The organism is Pseudomonas xantholysinigenes (assembly GCF_014268885.2).
Classification (GTDB): Bacteria; Pseudomonadota; Gammaproteobacteria; order Pseudomonadales; family Pseudomonadaceae; genus Aquipseudomonas; species Aquipseudomonas xantholysinigenes.
On sequence record NZ_CP077095.1, the window covers coordinates 1,039,311 to 1,061,179 of the forward strand.

17 protein-coding genes are annotated in these 21,869 nt (G+C 64.1%); 6 read left to right on the forward strand and 11 right to left on the reverse strand.

The features are described from left to right. Positions 1 to 47: 47 nt before the first annotated feature. Genes HU772_RS04815 through HU772_RS04825 form a run of 3 tightly spaced genes read left to right on the forward strand, consistent with a single transcriptional unit; the run spans position 48 to position 1,663 of the window. Positions 48 to 728: a class I SAM-dependent methyltransferase gene (locus HU772_RS04815; RefSeq protein ID WP_186661527.1), complete on the forward strand. Its 681-nt coding sequence runs from the start codon at positions 48 to 50 to the stop codon at positions 726 to 728. A 6-nt stretch (positions 729 to 734) separates the two neighbouring features. Then, positions 735 to 1,436, forward strand: a complete 702-nt coding sequence (locus HU772_RS04820) for a lipopolysaccharide kinase InaA family protein (protein WP_186661525.1) — start codon at positions 735 to 737, stop codon at positions 1,434 to 1,436. After that, positions 1,433 to 1,663, forward strand: coding sequence for a hypothetical protein (locus HU772_RS04825; RefSeq protein WP_217858755.1), 231 nt, complete (start codon positions 1,433 to 1,435; stop codon positions 1,661 to 1,663). Before HU772_RS04820 ends, HU772_RS04825 begins: the two co-directional genes overlap by 4 nt. A gap of 943 nt (positions 1,664 to 2,606) precedes the next feature. Here the strand turns inward: HU772_RS04825 and HU772_RS04830 are convergent. The 10 genes from HU772_RS04830 to HU772_RS04875 all read right to left on the reverse strand — a co-directional run bounded on the left by HU772_RS04830 (position 2,607) and on the right by HU772_RS04875 (position 17,486). Further along, a complete protein-coding gene (locus tag HU772_RS04830) occupies positions 2,607 to 5,642 on the reverse strand; it encodes a multidrug efflux RND transporter permease subunit (protein WP_186662785.1) in 3,036 nt (1,011 codons plus the stop codon). 13 nt (positions 5,643 to 5,655) lie between these two features. Continuing rightward, complete coding sequence (locus HU772_RS04835) at positions 5,656 to 6,774, reverse strand: efflux RND transporter periplasmic adaptor subunit (RefSeq protein ID WP_186662784.1); 1,119 nt, start codon at positions 6,772 to 6,774, stop codon at positions 5,656 to 5,658. A gap of 296 nt (positions 6,775 to 7,070) precedes the next feature. After that, positions 7,071 to 8,168, reverse strand: coding sequence for a DUF1513 domain-containing protein (locus HU772_RS04840; protein WP_186662783.1), 1,098 nt, complete (start codon positions 8,166 to 8,168; stop codon positions 7,071 to 7,073). Between the two features lie 2 nt (positions 8,169 to 8,170). Then, positions 8,171 to 9,235, reverse strand: a complete 1,065-nt coding sequence (locus HU772_RS04845) for an imelysin family protein (protein ID WP_186662782.1) — start codon at positions 9,233 to 9,235, stop codon at positions 8,171 to 8,173. A gap of 19 nt (positions 9,236 to 9,254) precedes the next feature. Next, positions 9,255 to 10,676 carry a di-heme oxidoreductase family protein gene (locus tag HU772_RS04850; protein ID WP_186662781.1) on the reverse strand — a complete coding sequence of 474 codons (1,422 nt, stop codon included), beginning with the start codon at positions 10,674 to 10,676 and terminating at the stop codon, positions 9,255 to 9,257. Positions 10,677 to 10,822: 146 nt separating this feature from the next. Beyond that, complete coding sequence (locus HU772_RS04855) at positions 10,823 to 11,794, reverse strand: IS110 family RNA-guided transposase (RefSeq protein WP_217858722.1); 972 nt, start codon at positions 11,792 to 11,794, stop codon at positions 10,823 to 10,825. A 420-nt stretch (positions 11,795 to 12,214) separates the two neighbouring features. Next, positions 12,215 to 13,552 carry an imelysin family protein gene (locus tag HU772_RS04860; RefSeq protein WP_186659387.1) on the reverse strand — a complete coding sequence of 446 codons (1,338 nt, stop codon included), beginning with the start codon at positions 13,550 to 13,552 and terminating at the stop codon, positions 12,215 to 12,217. A gap of 160 nt (positions 13,553 to 13,712) precedes the next feature. After that, the gene (locus HU772_RS04865; protein ID WP_186659386.1) at positions 13,713 to 15,764 is read right to left on the reverse strand and encodes a putative bifunctional diguanylate cyclase/phosphodiesterase; all 2,052 of its coding nucleotides are present in this window, start codon (positions 15,762 to 15,764) and stop codon (positions 13,713 to 13,715) included. 266 nt (positions 15,765 to 16,030) lie between these two features. Further along, a complete protein-coding gene (locus HU772_RS04870; RefSeq protein WP_134691530.1) occupies positions 16,031 to 16,627 on the reverse strand; it encodes a superoxide dismutase in 597 nt (198 codons plus the stop codon). Between the two features lie 259 nt (positions 16,628 to 16,886). After that, positions 16,887 to 17,486: a LysE/ArgO family amino acid transporter gene (locus HU772_RS04875; RefSeq protein WP_186659384.1), complete on the reverse strand. Its 600-nt coding sequence runs from the start codon at positions 17,484 to 17,486 to the stop codon at positions 16,887 to 16,889. A 124-nt stretch (positions 17,487 to 17,610) separates the two neighbouring features. Here HU772_RS04875 and HU772_RS04880 point away from each other — a divergent pair, with 124 nt between their 5' ends. The 3 genes from HU772_RS04880 to HU772_RS04890 all read left to right on the forward strand — a co-directional run bounded on the left by HU772_RS04880 (position 17,611) and on the right by HU772_RS04890 (position 20,458). Further along, a complete protein-coding gene (locus HU772_RS04880) occupies positions 17,611 to 18,501 on the forward strand; it encodes a LysR family transcriptional regulator ArgP (protein WP_186659383.1) in 891 nt (296 codons plus the stop codon). A gap of 49 nt (positions 18,502 to 18,550) precedes the next feature. Further along, positions 18,551 to 19,546, forward strand: coding sequence for an NAD-dependent epimerase/dehydratase family protein (locus HU772_RS04885; RefSeq protein ID WP_186659382.1), 996 nt, complete (start codon positions 18,551 to 18,553; stop codon positions 19,544 to 19,546). An 87-nt stretch (positions 19,547 to 19,633) separates the two neighbouring features. Further along, positions 19,634 to 20,458, forward strand: a complete 825-nt coding sequence (locus HU772_RS04890; protein WP_186659381.1) for an ATPase — start codon at positions 19,634 to 19,636, stop codon at positions 20,456 to 20,458. A 349-nt stretch (positions 20,459 to 20,807) separates the two neighbouring features. On the opposite strand, the gene HU772_RS04895 is transcribed toward HU772_RS04890, so the two are convergent. Then, positions 20,808 to 21,857, reverse strand: coding sequence for an alkene reductase (locus HU772_RS04895; RefSeq protein WP_186659380.1), 1,050 nt, complete (start codon positions 21,855 to 21,857; stop codon positions 20,808 to 20,810). Between the last annotated feature and the right edge of the window lie 12 nt (positions 21,858 to 21,869).

The following is a 21,869-nucleotide window of genomic DNA, read 5'->3' on the forward strand; positions in this document are numbered from 1 at the left end:
AACGCTTGCCTGCATAAGGTGAGCGCACTGGAGTCAGGAGATGTCCAATGCGTAGCCCCATCAAACTTGCGTTCTCGGAGAAATACGACCGGGACCATGCCCGTGAGTATTTCCTCAAGCACCAGGATGGCCTGGCCCGTCGCCTTTCCCATCAGCGCGACGAGCAACTGGCCCGACGTGCTCTGGCGCTGGCCGGTGAGCCGGGCTTGGTGCTTGACTTGCCCTGCGGCGCCGGGCGTTTCTGGCCGTTGTTGGCGGAAAAGGCCAACCGGGTCATCATCGGTGCGGACAATTCCGCCGCGATGATCGAGACAGCTTGTGCGGCACAACCGCCAGAGGTGGTGGCGCGGGTACGCCCTTTGCAGACATCTGCCTTCGCCATCGACCTGCCGGACAATGCGGTGGACAGTATTTTCTGCATGCGGCTGTTCCATCACATTGGCGATCCGGCCCATCGTCGGGCGATTCTTTCAGAGTTTCAACGGGTTAGCCGTGATAGCGTGATCATCTCGCTGTGGGTGGATGGCAACTTCAAGGCTTGGCGACGCCGCAAGCTGGAGACGCGCCGCAGTGCTCGGGCAGCGCAAGATCACTACCAGAATCGGTTTGTGTTACCAGCGGCTACAGTTGAAGAGGAATTTTCCTCAGCCGGCTTCAGAATTCAGGAACGTCTCGACTTCCTGCCGTTCTATGCCATGTGGCGAGTGTACGTATTGCGCAAGGGGTAGACATTGATGGCGGTAGCCGAAAAACAAGCTGGGCAGTTCGCTTACTACTGGCAGCAACAGGGTGAATGGGTTGAGGAACCCAACCAGCGGCGCGGTGGTGAGAGTGGCGTGCAGCGCTTGAGCGACGGGCAGGGGCATTTGCTGTATGCCAAGCGCCAGGTCGGGCATATCTATCGCAGCCTGCTGCATCCATTTGGCCGGCCCACGGTGTTGCGTGAGCTTGATGCGTTGCACAGCTTCGAGCAGTTGGGCGTGCGCGTGCCGCGTATTGTCTATGCGGGGGCCGAGCGGGATGCCGACCATCAATGGCGTGCCTTGTTGGTCAGCGAGGCGCTCGAGGGGTTTGTCGATCTGGATACCTGGCATGCCGAGGGGGCCCGCGATCGTTATCCGCAGGTGGTGCACGAGCGGATGCTCAAGGACCTGGCGGACAACCTGGCGCGCATGCACCTGGGGCACTGGCAGCATGGTTGCCTGTACGGCAAGCACGTGTTCGTCAAGGTGATCGGCGAGGGTGAGCAGGCGCGGGTCGAGGTGGCCTTGCTGGACCTGGAGAAGTGCCGGCGACGGATCAGTTGCCAACGGGCGGCGTACAACGATCTGCGTCAGTTGCGGCGCCACTCGTCGATGAGTGATGCGCAATGGCAGACGTTGCTCTACTTTTACCAGATGGCGTTTGGCAGCGCTGTCAAAGGGTTAGAGCAATGAAACTAGAAATAGCTCGAGCTTTGTTCCTGGTTGCGGCGTTGGCGGTGACTACCGCGGCGGCGGCGGCTTGGGAGCAGCCGCGGCCTACGGTGTTCAGCAAGGCTGAGGTCGGTGGGTTGTGTCCGCTGCCGCGGGTGGCCAAGGTCGAGCAGGCGCAGGCTCAGCCGGATCATGATTTGTTGCTGTTTCTGTTTGGGATGAGGCAGGGGTTACGGCCGTTTGGCTAAATGCTGGCTGGCGCCAGGGGCTTTAGGAAGTTCCTGGCGTTTTGGTTTTAGCGAATATGCGTTGTTTGGTTGTTTGGTTGTTTGGTTGTTTGGTTGTTTGGTTAGTTGTAGGTTTTGGTTTTTTTATGTGCATTCATTTTTGATGTCGACGCATAGTCACCTTTCCGCCCTTACGGCGGGTAACTTTTTGAAGGATCAAAAAGTCACCAAAAAATCCTCGCTCCATTCATCCGGCCCTCCGCTACGCTCCGGGATCCCTCACTCCAGCCTTGCTCCCGGGAGGACCGCGCTGTAGGGCCCATCCTGGGCCCCAGCGCTTGACGGGCATCCATGCCCGTCACCTCCCTCCGCAAGGCCTGCGTTCGGCCTCCTGAAGTCGCGAAGTTAGGGGCGGCGCCTGCACTGGCGCAGCTGTCGCTAGTTGCATGTCTGCGATCTCCAGGGCCCTTTCGCGGGTAAACCCGCTCCCACAGGAAAGTGGTGGAGGTTGAAGTATGCATAACCCTGTGGGAGCGGGTTTACCCGCGAAAGGGCCGGAGCAGTCAATATTTAAATAACTGCCAGAAATCAATTTAAAACTTCTGCTCTTGCTCTTGCTCTTGCTCTTGCTCTTGCTTCTAAGCGCGCGATAGTTCAGGCGCCGCCAATTGCGACTTCAGGAGGCCGAGCGGAGTTCTTGCGAAGGGAGGTGACGGGCATGGATGCCCGTCAAGCGCTGCGCCCCAGGATGGGGCGTTCAGCGCGGTCCTCCCGGGAGCAAGAACGGAGCGAGGGGACCCCGGAGCGCAGCGCAGGGGCCGGATGAATGGAGCGAGCGGTTTTTGCCTACTTTTGCCCGCGTGCAAAAGTAGGTCGCCGTAAGGGCGAAAAGATGACTAAATGTCGACATCATCTACGAATGCACGTAAAGAGATCAAAACCCACGCTATAAAACCCGAACCCACTACCCCTCAACCCGTCCCCCCTGATGCGCCAAAACCGTATAAATGCAGGGCAACACAAACAACGTAAACAGCGTCCCAATCGACATCCCGGTAGCAATCACCGTCCCGATATCGAACCGACTCACAGCCCCCGCTCCGCTAGCCAGAATCAGGGGCACCATGCCAAACACCATGGCCGCCGTGGTCATCAGCACCGGCCGCAAACGAATTGCCGCCGCTTCCTCGATCGCCTCGCGCACCCCAAGCCCCTTCTCCTCTCGCAGCTGGTTGGCAAATTCGACAATCAGAATCCCATGCTTGGTGATCAGCCCGATCAAGGTCACCAACCCCACCTGGGTATAGATATTCATGCTCGAAACCCCCAGGAACAAAGGCACCAGCGCCCCGCAGATGGACAGCGGCACGGTCACCAGAATCACCAGCGGATCACGGAAACTCTCGAATTGCGCCGCCAGCACCAGGAAGATGATCGCCAGCGCCAGGCCAAAGGTCACCCACAGCGCGCTGCCTTCCTGGACGAACTGCCGCGCCGCCCCGGCATAGTCCACCGAAAAGCCCTCCGGCGCTTCCTCGCGGGTGATGGCGCGCACGGTCTCCAGCGCCTCGCCGATGCTGACCATCGGCACCCCCTGGATAATCGCCGAGTTGAGCTGCTGGAACTGGTTGAGCTGGCGCGGCCTGGCGCGGTCGCTGAGGCTGATCAGGGTCGACAGCGGCAGTAGCTGGCCCTGGTCGTTCTTCACGTAGTAGTTGTTCAGCCAACCAGGGCTGGCGCGATAAGGCCGCTCAACCTGGGCAATCACCTTGTAGCTGCGCCCCTCGAGGGTGAAACGGTTGATCTCGCCCTCGCCCAGCAGGGTCGCCAGGGTGCCACCCAGGGTGTCCATCGACACGCCCATCTGCGCGGCCTTGGCGCGGTCGATGTCGACCACCACCTCAGGCTTGTCGAAGGCCAGGTCGATATCGAGGAAGGCGAACTTGCCCGAGGCCTGGGCACGCTCCTTGACCCGTTGGGCCACTTCCAGCAGGGCCGGGTAGTCGCCGGCGGTGTTGATCACGAACTGGAAGGGCAGGCCCTCACCGGTGCCTGGCAGCGAGGGCAGGTTGAAACCAAAGATCTGCAGGCCGCCGATCTGCTCAAGCTCGGCCTGCACCAGCGGTAGCAACTGCATCTGGGTACGCTGGCGTTCGTTCCACGGCTTGAGCAGGAAACCGCCAATGCCGCTCTGCACGCCATTGAAACCGTTGATCTGGAATGACGAGTAATACTCGGGAAAGCGCTTGAACAGCGGGGTGAACTGGTCGGTATAGGCATTGAGGTAATCCAGGTTGGCGGTCTGCGGTGAACTGCTCATCATGAAGATCACCCCCTGGTCCTCGTCCGGCGCCAGCTCGTTGCGGGTGAACATCAACAACACCGGGATCAGGCACAGGATCAGTACGGCGAACACCAGCACCACCGGGCGGCTTTCGAGGGTGCCGTGCAACAGGCGCTGGTAGCGCACCTTCAGGCCGTCGAAGATCAGGTCCAGGCGATGGGCCAGGCCGCTGGGGTTCTGTTGGTGACGCAGCAGCAGGGCGCACATCATCGGCGACAAGGTCAGGGCAACCACGCCGGAGATCACCACCGCGCCGGCCAGGGTCAGGGCGAACTCCTTGAACAGCGCGCCGGTCAGCCCGGTAAGGAAACCGATCGGCGCGTACACCGCCGCCAGGGTGATGGTCATCGACACCACCGGCACCGCGATCTCCCGGGCGCCTTCCAGGGCCGCCTGCAGCGGTGTCTTGCCCTCCTCGATGTGGCGGTGGATGTTCTCCACCACGACGATGGCGTCGTCCACCACCAGGCCGATGGCCAGTACCATCGCCAGCAACGTCAGCAGGTTCAGCGAGTAGCCCATCAGTTGCATGAAAAACAGCACGCCGATCATCGACAGCGGGATGGTTACCACCGGGATCAGCACCGAACGCAGGGCGCCGAGGAACAGGAACACCACGACGATGACGATCAGCACCGCCTCGCCGAGGGTCTTGATCACCTCATCGATGGACGCCTGGATGAACAGCGTGGCGTCGTAGGCGATCGACACCTTGAGGTTCGACGGCAGTTCCTCCTCCAGTTGCGGCATGAGCCGGCGCACTTCCTTGATCACCTCCAGCGGGTTGGCCGCCGGTGTGGCCTTGATGCCGATGTATACCGATGGCGTGCCGTCGAAGGAACTGACCGTGTCGTAGTTCTCCGCGCCCATCTCCACCCGCGCCACATCGCCGAGCAGCACCCGGGTGTCGCCAGCGGTCTTGACCGGCAGCGCGGCGAAGGCCTCGGCGGACTTCAGCTCGGTGGTGGCATTGATGCTGGTGACCACATACTCGCCTTTGACCTCGCCGGCGGCGGAGAGAAAGTTGTAGCGGCGCACGGCATTGCTCACGTCCACCGCCGACAGGCCGAAGCCGGCCAGTTTCACCGGGTCGATCCAGATGCGCATGGCAAACACCTGGTTGCCGAGGATCTCGGCCTCGGCCATGCCCGGCAAGGTGGCCAGCTTGGGCTGGATCACCCGCGACAGGTAGTCGGTGATCTGTGGGTTGCTCATCTCGTTACTGAAGAAACTCAGGTACATCAGCGCCGAAGCATCGGCCGCTTCCTTGCTCAGCACCGGGTCCTCGGCGTCCTGGGGCAGCTTGTTGCGTACTTCGTTGGCCTTGGCCAGCAGTTGGGTGAACAAGCGGTCGCTGTCGGCGCCGATGCGCGCGTAGACCGAGATGATCGAGAAGTTCTGCCGGCTCACCGAGGTCATGTAGTCGATGCCGTCGGCGCTGGCCAGGCTCTGTTGCAGCGGCTGGGTGATGTAGCCCTGGATGGTCTCGGCGTTGGCCCCGGGGTAGGCGGTGGTCACCGTGATCAGGGCGTTTTCCATCTGCGGGTACTGGCGAATCTGCAGCTTGCTCCAGGACTGCAGCCCCAGCAGCAGGATCAGCAGGCTGACCACGCTGGCCAGCACCGGGCGACGGATGAACGGGTCGGTGAATGCCATGCCAGCCTCCCGTTCAGTCCGCGTCTGGCGCGGCTGGCTTGAGCGCCTGGTCGGTGTCGATGCGGATCGCCGCGCCCGGGCTGAGCTTGAGCTGGCCGGCGGTTACCACCTGGTCGCCGGCCTGCAGCCCCTTGAGTATCACCACCCAGCCCTCGCGGCGCTCGCCGGTCTGCACCGTGCGTTGCTCGGCGCTCAGCACAGGCTGGCCGTCGTCGCCGTTCTTCTGGCTGACCCGGTATACCGAGTTGCCGTACAGGGTGTAGGTGATGGCGTTCTCTGGCACCACCACGTGCGGTTGCGGGTCGGGCAGCAATAGCTGGAGGCTGGCGAACATGCCCGGCAGCAGCTTGCCGTCGGGGTTGGCCAGGGTGGCGCGGACCAGCAGGTTGCGGGTGTTCTCGTCGACCTTGGGGTTGATCGCGCTGAGGCTGGCGGGGAAGGTCTGGCCAGGATAGGCGGCCACCTGGGTCAGGACCCGCTGGCCCAGGCTCAGGCGTGGCAAGGCCTGCTCGGGCACGTTGAAATCGACGTACAGGCTGGAGAGGTCCTGCAGGGTGGCGATCACCGTGCCGCTGGCCAGGTAGGCGCCGACATCCACCTGGCGGATGCCGATGGTGCCGCTGAACGGGGCACTGATGCTCTTTTTCGCCAGCGAGGCCTTGAGCTGGTCGACCACCGCCTGGTTGCGCCGGAACTGCGCGCTGAGGCGGTCGAACTCGCCACGGGAGATGGCCGAGTCGCCGACCAGCTGGCTGCCGCGGCCGAAGTCGACCTTGGCCAGGCCCAGGTCGGCCTGGGCGGTGCCGAGCAGGGCGGTTTCCTGGTCGCTGTCCAGTTGCAGCAGCAGTTGCCCGGCCTTGACCTGTTGGCCGGATTCGAAATGCAACGACTTGACCGTACCGGCCACTTCCAGGCTCAGCTCCACACCCTGATAGGCCTTGAGGCTGCCAACCGCCGGCAGGCGCTCCTGCCACTGGCGCAGTTCGGCCTGGGCCGCGGCGACGCTCACCGGCGGCTTGGGCTGGGAGAACATCTGCACCTGCCGGTAGATGGAAAGGGCCTTGATGCCCCCCAGCACCAGCACGATCAGCAGGACGATGGCCAACATGATCAGCATGCGGCGGTGCAACATGGTCCGGTTCCCTGGATGCGAGGTTATGCAGCGGGCACGACCACGGGCGATGCGGCCCACGTGCGATGGGGAAAGTATCGTCGGTTTTCGCGAAAAGGGGAGGAACAAGCCGGCGAGGGCCGAATAGCGAGGTCACGGTGGGCCTGTGAGGGAACAACAGTCTCGCTCTGGCGCGATCCCTGTAGGAGCGGCTTCAGCCGCGAACACCGGCGTAGCCGGTGCCAGGCACCGCGTCGCCTGGTTTGCGCTCCTACAGGAGGCGCGCAGCGCTTGCCCGCGACAGTCTTTACAGCAACTCAGGCCAGGTGCAGGTGGTTGTCCCAGAACCCGGACGGCAGGTTCATCGGCTGGCCGACCAACTCGGCCTTGCGGCAATCATAGAACCGGCAACGGCCCTGCCCGGAGGTGACCACGAAGCCGTCCTTGACCGCGCCGACCCCGGCGCAATCGGGCATCGGCGCATCGAGCTTCACCGCGCCGCTGTCCAGGTCCCAGATGAACAGCCGGTTGGCCCGTGGCGCGGTCAGCGCCACCAGGCGCAGCTCGCTGTGGATGGCGACGCTGGCGGTGTACTGGGCCATCGCCTGCAATTGCCGCTCGGGCACCGGGAAGGCCTTGAACGGCTCACCCGGGCGCTTGATCGCCAGCAGTTCGGCGGTCTCGTGCGCGCTGCCCATGAACTGCTGGCAGGCGGCGATGGTGCCATCCTCGCCCACTGCCAGGTGGCGCACGCTGTTCATCTGCTGGGTCAGGGTCTCCTTGCTCAGCAGGCTGCCGTCGCGCTGCATCAGCACCAGGCTCGGCTCCATGGCATCGAGGTTCATCTCCACCCGGCTCTCGGCCTCGGTGCGGATGCCGCCGTTGGCCACCACCAGCGTCTCGCCGTCCGGCAGCCAGGCCACTTCGTGGGGGCCGATGCCGTGGGTCGGGATCTCACCGCTGTGTACCAGGCGCTCACCCTCGAAGCGGTACACCCCGAGCACGCCACGGCCTGGATCGGTGGTGTCGTTCTCGGTGGCGTACAGCCATTCGCCATCCTTGTGGATCACCGCATGGCCATAGAAGTGCCGTTGCGGCTGCGAGGTGACGGTCTGCAACAGACGTCCGTCGCGCAGGTCGACCAGGTAGCTTTCGGTACCGGGGCGGCGGGCGACGAACAGGGCGATGGGCAGGGACGGGTGGTTGATGATCGCGTGGCAACGCTGGGCCACCTGGGTGCTGAACACCTGGGTGCCGTCCAGGCGGAACCCGACGGCGTAATGCTTGCCGTCGCCGTCGTCGCGCGCCGAGAGCAGCAAGGGTTCGCTGCCTTTGTTGCGAAACAGGCTCCAGCCGCCCAAGGTCAGGGCGCTGAGCAATACACTACCGAGTTTCAGGGCCTGGCGTCGCAGCATGATCAGTCACCGTCGTTGGCATTGAAGCCCAGTTGGATGTTCAGCGCCTTGGCCAGCTCGCCTTCGTGCAGACGGTGGACGACGTTGAGGGCATCGTAGATCTGGTTCAGGGTCTGCTTGCCAGCATCGTCGGCCAGCAGTTCGCCCAGGGTCTTCTGGTTGTCGCCCAGCAGCTTGATGGCGTTGGCGTAGGCGTCGTCGATCTTTTGCGCCAGCGCTGCCTGGTCCTTGCCCAGCAGGCCACGCAGGCCCTGGTTGTCGACCCCGACCCACACCGTCTGGGCGGCCTTGAGCGAAGCTTCCAGGCTCTTGATCGAAGAATGGCTGCGCCAGGCTTCGGCCTGCAGCGGCTGCGGGATGCCCTTGCTCAGGCGGCCCATCGGCGCGCCGAGCTTTTTCTTCAGGGTGTCCAGCGCGGTGACCTGGGCACGCAGCAGGTCGGCGATGGCCTCGTGGGAATCGGCATAGCGCTGGTTGGGGAACTTGGTCATCTGCGAGAGCATACCGTCGGTGCTGTTCCAGCCCTTGAGGATCTCTTCGGCCAGGCTCTTCTGGTGCTCGCCGATGGCTACCAGCAGCGGGCAGTAGCGCGCCTTCTGCTCGGCCGTGGCGATGTCCGGCTTGCTGTCGAACAGGATGTACTCGTAGGCCGACAGGCCACGCACCACGACGCTGGCCTTGCCCAGCGACTCGGCGTCCACCGGCTTGTCAGCGGCTACCAGTTGCTCGACCTGGCGACCGACCAGGTTCTTCTTGTCTGGCCAGAACTGCACTTGCCAGGCCCGGTTGCCCTCGGCCAGCGGGCCAACCAGCAAGGGTTGCAGCTCGGCCCAGGCTTTTTGCGCGGCGAGGAAGTCGGCGCGGGCTTTTTCCAGGTCTTCCTTGCCTTCGCAGTAGGCCAGGGCGCTGGCGGCCAGCGCGCGGTCGGCTTCGACCCAGCGGCTGTAGGTCGGCAGGATCACCTGCTTGGCGATGGCGGCCGAGGTCACGGCTTGCGGGTCCTGCGGCGAGCAGGCGCCGAGGGCGAGGGCGGCGAGGCTGGTGAACAACAGTTTGGGTCGGAACATGCCCGGCTCCTTGTGCGGTTTAAAGTGAATTCAGGAAGGCCAGCAGCGCGGCGCGCTGCTCGGCATTGAACGTCAGTACATGGTCGCGCGCCGCCTGGGCCTCGCCGCCGTGCCAGAGCACGGCCTCGAGCAGGTTGCGGGCGCGGCCGTCATGCAGGAACTGGCTGTGGCCGCTGACGGTCTGGCTCAGGCCGACCCCCCACAAGGGCGGGGTACGCCAGTCCTGGCCGTTGGCGGCAAATTCGGTGCGCTCGTCGCTCAGCCCCGGGCCCATGTCGTGCAGCAGCAGGTCGCTGTAGGGGCGGATCACCTGGCCGGCCAGTTCCGGTTCGGCGGCATCGGCGGCGGTGGTGAACTGTGGGGTGTGGCAGGCCTGGCAGCCGGCCTGGAAGAACAGGTTCTTGCCGGCCAGCACCTGGGGCGCGGCGACGTCGCGACGGGCCGGCACGCCGAGGTTGCGGGTGTAGAAAGTGACCAGGCGCAGGATGTTGTCGCTGACTTCCTTTTCGCCACCCTGGCCATCACCGTTGGGCGCGGCCAGGCAGGCCGTCTGCGTCGGGGTGCAATCGTCCTTTGGCAGCAAGCTGGTGGTCAGGCCCATGTCGCCGGCGAAGGCATGTACGTTCTGCTGGTTGACGCTGGGCTGTCCGGCCTTCCAGCCGAAGCGACCGACCACGGTCTTGCCCTGGGCGTCATCCCACACCCGGTTGGCGCGGCCACGGATGCCGTCGCGGTTGCGGTCGTCCGGGTCTTCGTTGGCGAGCAGGTCGGCCTCGGGGATCGCCTCGAGCAGGCCAAGGCCGATCATCGGCGGGGCGACCCGCGCCGAGAAGCGCGTGTCCGGATGCAGCGGGCCGTAGCCAAGCTGGCTGATCTGCAGGCTCGGGCGGCGCAGTTCGACCGCATGACCATCCTTGAAGGTGACGGTGTGCAGGTCGTAGCTCACTCGCACCTTGCCCTCCGGCGCCACGCCGGGGATGGCCATGTCCTGCAACTGCGTGCCGTAGACCGGCTCGGGGACCACGCCCAGACGCTCTATTTCGCGGGCGTAGTAGGGCTGGTCGGGGATCGACAGGCGCACCAGCATCGACACTGCGTTGCTGTCACCTGGCTCGGGCGGGTGGCCGCGGCCGTCGCGCACGTGGCAGTTCTGGCAGGCGTTGGTGTTGAACAGCGGGCCGAGGCCGTCGCGGGCGGTGGTGGTGGATGGGGCGATGACCCAGGGGTTGCGGAAGAAACTGTTGCCCACCGCGAAGTCCAGGCGTCGTTCGGGGCTGAGGTTGGCCGAGGGCAGCGAGTAGGCGTTGCGATCGCTGCGTTGCACCGTTGCCTTGCCGCCGGAGAGGGCTTCGCCGGGCTCGGCCTGGGTGAAACGCGGGGCGTCGTCACAGGCGGCGAGGGCGAGGGCCAGCAGCAGGGGGCTTAGGCGGAGCACGGACATCGAGGATCCTGGGCATGGGCGAAAAACCGGCGTGCAAGCTTATCAGGCCGGGGATATTTGAATAAGAGCAATTTGCAATTGCTGGATGAAATCGATGTCAGTTGGTCTATCGGCGAGTGCGGTACCTGTAGATACCGTCTTGACCCTCACCCCGCAAGAGGGATTTTGGGGTCAAACGGTATCCCCGACTTCACCACCCCGTAAACCAGGTGCAGCAGCTTGCGCATCGCCGCGCAGACGATCTGTTTGTAAGCTTTGTGCCGGCTGCTCAACCGCTCTGCCAGTTCCTTCACAACAGGGTTATGTCTGATTGAGACCGTGCCTGACATCCACAAGCCTGCACGCAGCCTTGAGGCGCCTGTACGCGAAATAGTGCTCTTACCTATGAACTCTCCCGATTGCTGCACCACTGGGTTTAAGCCTGAAAACGCGACAATCGCAGAAGGGCTTTGGTATTTCAGTGGATCGCCCAGTTCGGCGAGCAGCAACGTAGCAGTGGTGTCACCCAAACCATCAATCGAGGTAATCAGCTCACGTCGCTTGCGCAGGTCTGGATCATCATCGATCGTCTGCTCGATGGCCTTCCTGGTCTTTTCCAGCTCTTCGTTGATGTGCCCGATTACGTCTTGAATCGACTGCTGTACCGCATCTAGTGCGACATCCAAACGATTCTGCTCCATCTGGCGCATTTCCTTGAGGTCGTCCAGTCGCCGCACCAGAGCACGCAAGCGGCGCTGCGCAGGGGGCTCAGGCTCCCACTGGCGAAGCGAGACAGCCTTTTGTTGGCCATAGGCAGCAATGACTTTGGCGTCAGCCTTATCTGTTTTGACGCGCCGAAGCTCCACGTCAGCGAATTTCGCAATCACCGCCGGGTTCAGAATGCACACCCGATAACCTTGGTTGTGACAGTGCTCGGCCAGCGCTTCGTGATAGATGCCTGTAGCCTCCATAACAATCCAGGCGCCTGGTTCAGCATGGCGCTCAAGCCAGTCGCTAAACTGCCTGAACCCTCCAGGATCATTGGACAGCTTGGCTTTGGTGCGCATCTTGCCATTGGGGAGCGGGATGGCAATGTCGAAAGATTTTTTGGCGACATCAACGCCAACAAAGACGGACATGATCTCCTCCTTCAAACTACGAAAGTCGATCACCCTACACTCAGTTCAACCTTGTTAATGCGTGCTCACGCCGGGGGCGGGCACTAGATACCGTTCGAACTCGTCGAGTGGGGTTGGAAGACCAGAGCGTTATCTACAGTGCGGGCTTGATGCCCTTGGAGCGGCTCTGCTTCAAGGCCTTCCCTCGATGATCAGTCGAGAACTTTCGCCTCTAGGGAGGCGAAAGTCGAGATACAAGGAGCGGCCTTGTGTCGCGAAAGGGCCGCGAAGCGGCCCCAGGATTTCGGCGTTGACGCAAAGATAGCTGGGGCCGCTTCGCGGCCCTTTCGCGACACAAGGCCGCTCCTACAGGGGGGCGATGTAGCCCAATAAATAAAAAAGGCGGCCCGAAGGCCGCCTCTGTTGAACCGCTGGCGCTGATCAGAATTCGTGATCGGCGTTGTCCGGGTTCAGGTTGCTGATCCCCAGCTTGCCCGCGGCCTGCTCGATCGCGCCGGTCTGCTTGACCAGCGAGGCGATGGCGTCACGCACGATCTGGTTGCCGGCAGCGTTGTCGGCGGCGATCAGCTGGTCGTAGTGTTCGCCCTTCAGGGCGTGGTCGACGATCACTTGGATCTTGGCCTCGGTGGCTTCCAGGTCGGCCTTGAGGGTAGCGTCGGCGGCAGGGTCGGCCTTGGCCACCAGCGACGACAGGCTCGGGCCACTCAGCTTGCTGCCGTCGACACGGGTGTACTCGCCCAGGTAGACGTTGCGGATGCCCTTGGCGTCATAGAAGTGCGAGTAGTGGGTGTTGTCGCTGAAGCAGTCGTGCTCGTCTTCCGGCGAATTGGCTTCCAGCGAGACTTTCATGCGCTCGCCCGCCAGTTCGCCGAGCGACAGGCTGCCCATGCCGAACAGCATCTTGCGCAGGCCGTCGTTGGCCGGCTCGCCTTCGAGGGTGGCGCGGTAGTTGTTGGCGACGTTCGGCGCCCAGTTGCCGACCATTTCCTCGAGGTCCTTGACCAGCAGGTCGGTGACCGCCTTCAGGTAGGCACGACGACGGTCGTTGTGGCCGCCGGTGGCGCCTTTGCCTTCGAGGTAGTCGGAGGCCGGGCGGTTGCCCGCGCCTGGGCCGGTGCCGTTGAGGTCCTGACCCCAGAGCAGGAATTCGATGGCGTGGTAGCCGGTGGCGACGTTGGCCTCGGAACCGCCCAGCTCGTTGAGGGTGGCCAGTTTCTCGGGGGTGATGTCCTTGACGTCGATCTTGTCTTCGCCGACCTGGATCTCGGTGTTGGCGATGATGTTGGCGTTGGCCGCCGGGTTGCCCAGGGCGTGCTCGTAGCTCTTGTCGACGTAGTCGATCAGGCCTTCGTCCAGGGGCCAGGCGTTCACCTGGCCTTCCCAGTCGTCGATGATGGTGTTGCCGAAGCGGAACACTTCGCTCTGCAGGTATGGCACGCGGGCGGCGACCCAGGCGTCCCTGGCGGCTTTCAGCGTCTGGTCGTTGGGGCTGGCGAGGAACGCGTCGACCGCGCTCTGTAGCTGTTTGGCGGTGCTCAGCGAGTCGCTGTACACGGCATGGACCATTTCGGCGTAATGCTTGACCACGGCCTTGGCGGCGGCTTCGTCGACAGCGCCCGGCGTTGCGGTGCTGGTGCTGGCGGCGGCAGGTGCCTGGGCTGGCGGTGCGGCGGCCTTGTCATCCTTGCCTTCGCCGCAACCGGCGAGAGCGATGGCGATGGCCAGCAGACTGGCGGAGGCCAGAGGCATTCGAATCATTGTTGGTTTCCTGCGTCGTGTGGTTGGACCATGGGGTGGACCGTGCGCCGTGGCACGCGAAACCGTGACATCATGCGAAAGATTTGCATTTGCTGTAAAGGGCCGGGCGCGCATTTCATGCAAACGCCCGTTTGCCCCGCATCGCCAAGGTGGCCGGGGGTTACAGCGCGGACACCTGGTCGCGTTGCGCCTGCTTGAGGAAGTGCGTCAGCTCGCGGGCCGACAGTGGCTTGCTGTAGTGGTAGCCCTGACCTTCGTGGCAGCCCTGGGCGATGATGTAGCTCTCCTGCTCGGCGGTTTCCACGCCCTCGGCGATCACCTGCATGCCCAGGCTCTTGCCCAGCTGGATGATGGCGCGAACGATGGTGGCGTCGTCATCGTCGTCGAGCAGGTCCTGGACGAAGCTCTTGTCGATCTTGATTTTGTCCAGCGGCAGCGACTTCAGGTAGCTGAGCGAGGAATAGCCGGTGCCGAAGTCGTCGATGGCGATCAACGCGCCGGAGCGGCGCAGGCTAAGCAGGTGCTGGGCGGCGGTGCTGATGTCTTCCATCAGGCCGGTCTCGGTGACTTCCAGCTCCAGGCTGCGCGGCGGCAGGCGGTAGGCCTGCAGCAGGTTGTTGACCACCCGCGGCAGCTCGTTGTGGTGCAGTTGCACGGTGGACAGGTTTACCGCCATGCGTAGCTCGCCGAAGCCCAGGTCGTGCCACTCGCGCAGTTGGCGGCAGGCCTGGTCGAGCACCCATTCACCGATGCTGATGATGCTGCCGTTCTGCTCGGCCAGGGGAATGAACTGGTCGGGCGGGACCATGCCCAAGTCCGGGTGCTGCCAGCGCAGCAGGGCCTCGACGCCGACCACGCGGTGGTCGCGGTAGCTGATCTGCGGCTGGTACACCAGGTACAGCTGGTTGCGTGGCAGGGCTTCGCGCAGGTCCTTTTCCAGCTCACGGCGCCGGCGCATCTCGCTGTCGACGCTGGCGATGTAGAACTGGTAGCGGTTGCGCGAGCGGGCCTTGGCCAGGGTCATGGTCTGCTCGGCCTTTTGCAGCAGCTTCTCGGTGCTGTCGCCGTCCTCGGGGAACAGGGTGATGCCGATGGTGGCGCGCAGGCGAATCTGCTGCTGGTCGAGGTCGAACGGCGCTTCCAGGTCGTCGAGAATGCTCTGGGCCAGTTCGGCGGCCTCGTAGGGCTGCTCGATGTTGGCCTGGACCAGGGCGAACTGGTCGCCACCCAGGCGCGCCAGGGCGCCGAGGCGGCCGCTGTGGGCGCGCAGGCGGTCGGCCAGGGCCAGCAGCAACTGGTCGCCGACCTGGTAGCTGAACTGCTCGTTGATGCCCTTGAAGTCGTCCAGGCCCACGCACAGCACCGCGACCCGGCGTTGCAGGCGGCCGCCGTCGACCAGGATCTTGTCCAGTTGCTGCTGCAGTTGCTGGCGGTTGGGCAGGCCGGTGAGGAAGTCGTACTGGGCCATGCGTTGCAGGCTGTTCTCGGCTTCGTGGCGTAGGTGGGTGTTGCGCTCGATGGAGGCCAGCAACTGGTTGGCGGTGTTGACCCAGATGCCCAGCTCGTTGCGTTCGTGGCCCTTGAGTAGCGGAATCTGGTGCTGGCTGGGGCGGTCGGGGTTGATCTGGGTGAGGTGCTCGATGATCTTCGACAGCGGCTTGGTCAGCAGCCAGTGGTAGACCAGGTACAGCACCAGGCCCATGGCCAGGGCGCGCAACACTCCGGAGATGAAGATGATCACCGCGTTGATCAGAAACCCTTCGCCGTAGCTGGAGGTGTCGAGGGTGATGCTCAGGTCGCCGTAGTATTCACTGTAGGGGCCGCGGCCGACCAGTTGCGTGGTGTAGGTGCGTTCCTGGCCGAGGATCAGGTCGGTCAGCCAGCGCATGGACATGTCCTGCAGCGGCCGGGACTTTTCCGCCAGCATGGTTTCGTTGGGGTGGCCGATGGAGGCCATGCGCACGGCGTCGTCCTGGAACAGGCCTTCCATCACCTGCATGCCCATTTCCCGGTCGAGGCTGTACACCGCCTGGGTCGAGGGGTCGCGGAACATGTCGAGGATGCGCTGGGCGTCGTTGTTTACCGACTGGCGAGTCTTGTAGGCGTCATAGACGATCTGCGCACAGCTGAGCACGACGCCGACAGCCAGCGCCGAGAGCAACACCACCCTGAGCAACTTGACCGACAAGCTGTTGCGAAATTCCAGCTTCAATGGGGTTTCCTTAATCCATGCGCATGCCATTATTTTGCCATCAACCATGGCGACAGACTATCGACCGATGTGCCCTTGGCTCTGTATCGGTTGGGCGGTCATGCGACTTGAGTGCGCTGCGTCAACTTTCCAGAAGTTGATGTTAGCGCGCTATGCGGGCTGAGCAAGAGGGGCGAGGTCGTCAGCACTGAAATCGCTCGGTGGCTGCCGGCGCAGGCAATAAAAAACCCGGCGCGAGGCCGGGTTTTTGTAAAGCGCTGAAATACTCAGGCCTTGAAGGTCTTGCCTTCGAACTGCTCGGCAACGAACTTCCAGTTGACCAGGTTCCAGAACGCCTCGACGTACTTCGGCCGCAGGTTGCGGTAGTCGATGTAGTAGGCGTGTTCCCAGACGTCGCAGGTCAGCAGCGGGGTGTCGCCGCTGGTCAGCGGGTTGCCGGCGCCGATGGTGCTGGCCAGGGCCAGGGAACCGTCGGCCTTCTTCACCAGCCAGCCCCAGCCGGAGCCGAAGGTGCCGACGGAAACCTTGGTGAACTCTTCCTTGAACTTGTCGAAGGAACCGAAGGCGGCGTTGATGGCTTCAGCCAGGGCACCGGTCGGTTGGCCGCCGGCGTTTGGTGCCAGGCAGTTCCAGTAGAAGGTGTGGTTCCAGACTTGAGCGGCGTTGTTGAAGATGCCGCCCGAAGAGGTCTTGACGATCTCTTCCAGGGTCTTGCCTTCGAATTCGGTGCCTGGGACCAGGTTGTTCAGGTTCACGACATAGGTGTTGTGGTGCTTGTCGTGGTGGAACTCCAGGGTTTCCTTGGAGATGTGCGGCTGCAGGGCATCGTGGGCGTACGGCAGCGGCGGCAATTCAAAAGCCATGGTGGATCTCCTGATTCAGGTCTGTTTGCGGTTTGCGCAAGGCCGATCACGGGCGGCCCATGAGCGTCGACGAGTTTGTACTCTTTGCGACGCAAGGGCTGGATCATAGCACCGGCCCCAGCGCTTAACCACGCAACATCTGTGGGGAATAGAGGTTCCAGAGCGGTTCGTAGGGGCCGACAGGTGGCCCCCTCCAGTCGATGTGCAATCCTTGTAGGAGCGGCCTTGATCTGGTCAAGGCTGCTCAAAGGGGGGCGGTTCAGTTGAAGATCAACTGCGCCGCCACCGCAAACATCATCACCGCCACCATCAGGTCGAGCATGCGCCAGGTCGCTGGGCGTGCCAGCCAGGGCGCCAGCCAGGCGGCGCCGATGGCCAGGGTCGAGAACCACACCAGCGAGGCGCTGGCCGCCCCCGCCACATAAGCCCCGGGTACGGTCTGCTGGGCACCGAGCGAGCCGATCAGCAGCACCGTGTCGAGGTACACATGGGGGTTGAGCAGGGTCACCGCCAGGGCGCTGAGCAGCACCGCGCGCCGCGAGCGTTGGCCCTGGCCCTCCTGATGCTGCAGGCTCTGCTTCGAGCAGGCGCTGCGCAGGGCCTTGGCGCCGTACCAGATCAGGAACACCGCGCCGCCCCAGCGGGCCACCGCCAGCAACGTCGGGTTATGCGCCAGCACCGTGGCCAGGCCGAACACCCCGGCGGCCACCAGCAGCGCATCGCAGACGATGCACAGCGCCGCCACCGGCAAGTGATGCTCGCGGCGCAGGCTCTGGGCCAGGACGAAGGCGTTCTGTGCGCCGATGGCCATGATCAGGCCGAAGGCCACCAGCATGCCGTTGAGATAGCTTTGCCACATGAGGGGAACACTCCACTGGCGCCGACGTCACCGTCGGCGCTGATTGCAAGAAAGAGGTGGCCATTGTGGCGGGCGCGGCGGTATAAGAAAAACAAATAGAGCTGATCAGTCATTAGAGAAATCGATGTTCGACTACAAGCTGCTCGCCGCCCTTGCCGCGGTCATCGAACAAGCTGGCTTCGAGCGTGCCGCCCAGGTGCTGGGGCTGTCGCAATCGGCCATTTCGCAACGCATCAAGCTGCTCGAGGCGCGGGTCGGCCAGCCGGTGCTGGTGCGGGCGACGCCGCCGAGCCCGACCGAGGTCGGTCGGCAGTTGCTCAACCACGTGCAGCAGGTGCGCCTGCTCGAGCGTGACCTGCAGCGCCAGGTGCCAGCACTCGACGAGGAGGGCATGCCCGAGCGCCTGCGCATTGCCCTCAACGCCGATAGCCTGGCGACTTGGTGGGCCGGGGCGGTGGGTGCGTTCTGCGCCGAGCAGCAGGTGCTGCTCGACCTGGTGGTCGAAGACCAGGACGTAGGCCTCAAGCGCATGCGCGCCGGCGAGGTGGCGGCCTGCCTGTGTGGCAGCGAGCGCCCGGTGGCCGGCGCGCGCAGCTTGCCGCTGGGGGCGATGCGTTACCGGGCGCTGGCCAGCCCGGCGTTCATGGCGCGCTATTTTCCCGCTGGCTTCGACGTGGCGCGATTGGCCCGGACCCCGGCAATCGTGTTCGGCCCGGACGATTTTCTCCAGCACCGCTACCTGGCGTCGCTGGGGATCCAGGGCGGCTTTTTGCACCACCTGTGCCCCTCTTCCGAGGGTTTCTTGCGCATGACCGAGGCAGGTCTGGGCTGGGGGCTGGTGCCCGAGCGGCAGGTGGCCGAGCAACTGGCCCGTGGCGAGTTGGTGGAAATCTGCAGCGATACCCCCATCGATGTGCCGCTGTACTGGCATCATTGGCGCAATGGCGGGCAATTGCTCGCCCAACTGACCGAACACCTGCGTCACTCGGCGCGGAACTGGCTGGTGCCCTTGTAGGCGCGGCGTGCGTCAGTTGCATCGGAAATCTGGCAAGGCGGAGTCTTACATGCGAATTCTGGTCACCGGCGCGAGCGGCTTCATCGGCGGGCGCTTTGCGCGCTTCGCCCTGGAGCAAGGCCTGGAGGTGCGGGTCAACGGCCGGCGGGCGGAAGGGGTGGAACACCTGGTCAAGCGCGGGGCGCAGTTCATCCCTGGCGATCTTGGCGATGCCGAGCTGGCCCGGCGCCTATGCCAGGGCGTCGATGCGGTGGTGCACTGCGCGGGCGCCGTGGGTACCTGGGGGCGTTACCAGGACTTCCACCAGGGCAACGTGGTGCTCACCGAGAATGTGGTCGAGGGCTGCTTGAAGGAGCATGTGCGGCGCCTGGTGCACCTGTCGTCGCCGTCGATCTACTTCAATGGCCGTGGACAGCTGGATATTCGTGAAGACCAGGTGCCACGGCGTTTCCACGATCATTACGCGCTGACCAAGCACCTGGCCGAGCAGAAGGTGTTCGGCGCCCAGGAGTTTGGCCTTGAAGTACTGGCGCTGCGCCCGCGCTTTGTCACCGGTGCCGGGGATGCGAGCATTTTCCCGCGGCTGATGCACATGCAACGCAAGAATCGCGTGGCGATTATCGGCAATGGCCTGAACAAGGTCGACTTCACCAGTGTGCACAACCTCAACGAGGCCTTGCTCAGCGCGCTGTTCGCCGAGGAACAGGCGTTGGGGCAGGCCTACAACATCAGCAACGGTCACCCGCTGCCCTTGTGGGACGTGGTCAACTATGTGATGCGTCGCATGCAGTTGCCCCAGGTTACCCGCTACCGTTCCTACGGCCTGGCCTACAGCCTGGCGGCGCTGAACGAGGCCGCTTGCCTGCTGTGGCCGGGGCGTCCGCAGCCGACCTTGAGCCGCACCGCGATGCAGGTGATGAGCCGCGATTTCACCCTAGATATCAGCCGTGCCCGCCAGTACCTGGACTACCGGCCCAAGGTCGAGGTGTGGGCGGCGCTGGATGAATTCTGCGCCTGGTGGCAAGCGCAGCCGGGCCAGCGCTGAACCTGTTGGCCGGATGATGGTCATCAGTGCGCTGCCCAAGCGGTTTATACTCATGCCTCTTTGCTACTACTGCGGTTGACTGCCTCCATGCGTAATGACGCCCACGACGATTTCGACGACGTGCCGACCCTGCGGGCCGGCACCCCTGATGATGACGAACTGCTGCCCGCCCACGTGGCGCGCAGCCGCCAGCAGGCCGCGCGCGCGCGCAGCAATGGGCCGCTGTGGGCCTTGCTCGGTGCCTCGTTCATTGCCCTGGCGGGCTTGGGCTGGTGGAGCTTCCAGCAGATTTCGCTGATGGAACAGCAATTGATCGCCACCCAGGAAAGCTTCGCCCGTATCAGCGAAGAAGCTGCCGGGCGCTTGCAGGCGATCAGCGGCAAGGTCGATGCCAGCGAGTCGAGCAACAGCACTGGCAGTGAGGCGTTGAAGCTGCAGATTCGTCAATTGCAGACCTCGCTGGCCGAGCAGGGCAAGCAGCAACAGGGCGTCGCCGGCCAGGCCGGCGCCCTGGGCAAGCGCCTGGAGCAGGTGCTGGCCGACACCCGTGAGCAACAGAAAGCCGTGACCGAGCTGCAAGGGCAGCTACAAGCCCAGTTGAAGGCGGTGAATGCCGAGCTGGCGGCGCTCAAGTCGGGGCAGGTGGACGGCGGCAAGCTGGACGGCCAGCTCAAGAGCCTGAGCAACGAGGTGGCGGCGCTGAAGAAGCAGGGCAACCCTGGCGCCGCGATCGCCAGCCTGGAGCAGGATGTGCTGGTGCTCAAGAGCCAGGTCGACAACCGTCCAGCGCCGTCGGCTGGTGGTGCCTCGGTGCAGGAGTTCGACGCCTTCCGTGGGCAGACCACCCGCAACATCAGCACCTTGCAGAGCCAGATCCAGAACCTGCAGCAGCAGATCAACGCCCGCCCCTGAGCCCGTGGCCATCGCGGTCCGTCAGTGACCGCACTGGCCTCTGAGCTGTGGGAGCAACTGTCTTGCTCAATTTCTAGAATCTGGCGCGATCCGTGTGGGAGCGGGCTTGCCCGCGAACACCGGCGTAGCCGGTGCCAGGCACCGCGTCGCCTGCTTCGCGGGTAAACCCGCTCCCACAGGTGCAGTGCATGTCCTGAGGTCGGCGCGGTCGCTGTGGGAGCGGCTTCAGCCGCGAACACCGGCACAGCCGGTGCCAGGCACCGCGCCGCTTGCTTCGCGGCGGTGCGGCGGTCCGACAAGCCCGCTCCCACAGGGCTTGAGAAATGCCCAACACCCGCGATCATTCCAATCACATCCGCGGATAATCGATGTAACCCACCGGTCCCTTGGCATAGAACGTGTCCGGGCGTGGCGGGTTGAGCGGCGCGTCGGCGGCCAGGCGTGCTGGCAGGTCGGGGTTGGCGATGAACGGGATGCCGAAGGCCACGGCATCGGCCCGGCCGCTGGCCAGGGCGGCAGTGGCGCTGGCCTTGTCGAAGCGTTCGTTGACGATGTACGGGCCGCCGAATGCCGCCTTGATCAACGGGCCGATGCTGTCGTCGGCTTCCTTCTCCCGCGAACAGATGAAAGCGATGCCGCGCTTGCCCAGTTCCCGGGCCACGTAGCTGAAGGTTTCGGCACGGTCGGCGTCGCCCATGTCGTGGGCGTCGGCCCGAGGCGCCAGGTGCACGCCCACGCGGCCAGGGCCCCACACCTCGATGGCCGCATCGGTAACTTCCAGCAGCAGGCGGGCGCGGTTTTCCAGCGAACCGCCGTAGCGGTCGTTGCGCTGGTTGGTGCTGCTCTGCAGGAACTGGTCGAGCAGGTAGCCGTTGGCACCATGGATTTCCACGCCGTCGAAGCCGGCGGCCTTGGCGTTCTCGGCGCCGCTGCGGTAGGCCTCGACGATATCGGTGATTTCCTCGGTCTCCAGGGCCCGTGGTGTCGGGTAGTCGCTCTGCGGGCGCACCAGGCTGACATGGCCCTTGGCCTGGATGGCGCTGGGCGCCACCGGCGCTTCGCCGTTGAGGTAGGACGGGTGGGAAATCCGCCCGACGTGCCACAGTTGCAGGAAGATGCGCCCACCACCGGCATGAATGGCCTTGGTCACGTTGAGCCAGCCACGGACCTGCTGGTCGTTCCAGATGCCTGGGGTGTCGGGGTAGCCAACCCCCATCGGTGTCACCGAGGTCGCCTCGCTGAGAATCAGCCCGGCGCTGGCGCGTTGCACGTAGTACTCGGCCATCAACGCATTGGGCACGCGGCCTTCATCGGCGCGGCAGCGGGTCAATGGGGCCATGATGATGCGATTGGGCAGTTGCAGGTCGCCCAGCGTGATCGGGTCGAACAGCGTAGTCATGGGCAGGATCTC

Bases quoted from the DNA above. Each gene is read 5' to 3' on its own strand.
- HU772_RS04840 (WP_186662783.1), bottom strand. From the start codon at position 8,168: ATGCTGCGACGCCAGGCCCTGAAACTCGGTAGTGTATTGCTCAGCGCC.
- HU772_RS04820 (WP_186661525.1), top strand. From the start codon at position 735: ATGGCGGTAGCCGAAAAACAAGCTGGGCAGTTCGCTTACTACTGGCAG.
- HU772_RS04880 (WP_186659383.1), top strand. From the start codon at position 17,611: ATGTTCGACTACAAGCTGCTCGCCGCCCTTGCCGCGGTCATCGAACAA.
- HU772_RS04850 (WP_186662781.1), bottom strand. From the start codon at position 10,676: ATGTCCGTGCTCCGCCTAAGCCCCCTGCTGCTGGCCCTCGCCCTCGCC.
- HU772_RS04870 (WP_134691530.1), bottom strand. From the start codon at position 16,627: ATGGCTTTTGAATTGCCGCCGCTGCCGTACGCCCACGATGCCCTGCAG.
- HU772_RS04895 (WP_186659380.1), bottom strand. From the start codon at position 21,857: ATGACTACGCTGTTCGACCCGATCACGCTGGGCGACCTGCAACTGCCC.
- HU772_RS04845 (WP_186662782.1), bottom strand. From the start codon at position 9,235: ATGTTCCGACCCAAACTGTTGTTCACCAGCCTCGCCGCCCTCGCCCTC.
- HU772_RS04860 (WP_186659387.1), bottom strand. From the start codon at position 13,552: ATGATTCGAATGCCTCTGGCCTCCGCCAGTCTGCTGGCCATCGCCATC.
- HU772_RS04855 (WP_217858722.1), bottom strand. From the start codon at position 11,794: ATGTCCGTCTTTGTTGGCGTTGATGTCGCCAAAAAATCTTTCGACATT.
- HU772_RS04825 (WP_217858755.1), top strand. From the start codon at position 1,433: ATGAAACTAGAAATAGCTCGAGCTTTGTTCCTGGTTGCGGCGTTGGCG.
- HU772_RS04830 (WP_186662785.1), bottom strand. From the start codon at position 5,642: ATGGCATTCACCGACCCGTTCATCCGTCGCCCGGTGCTGGCCAGCGTG.
- HU772_RS04835 (WP_186662784.1), bottom strand. From the start codon at position 6,774: ATGTTGCACCGCCGCATGCTGATCATGTTGGCCATCGTCCTGCTGATC.
- HU772_RS04875 (WP_186659384.1), bottom strand. From the start codon at position 17,486: ATGTGGCAAAGCTATCTCAACGGCATGCTGGTGGCCTTCGGCCTGATC.
- HU772_RS04890 (WP_186659381.1), top strand. From the start codon at position 19,634: ATGCGTAATGACGCCCACGACGATTTCGACGACGTGCCGACCCTGCGG.
- HU772_RS04885 (WP_186659382.1), top strand. From the start codon at position 18,551: ATGCGAATTCTGGTCACCGGCGCGAGCGGCTTCATCGGCGGGCGCTTT.
- HU772_RS04815 (WP_186661527.1), top strand. From the start codon at position 48: ATGCGTAGCCCCATCAAACTTGCGTTCTCGGAGAAATACGACCGGGAC.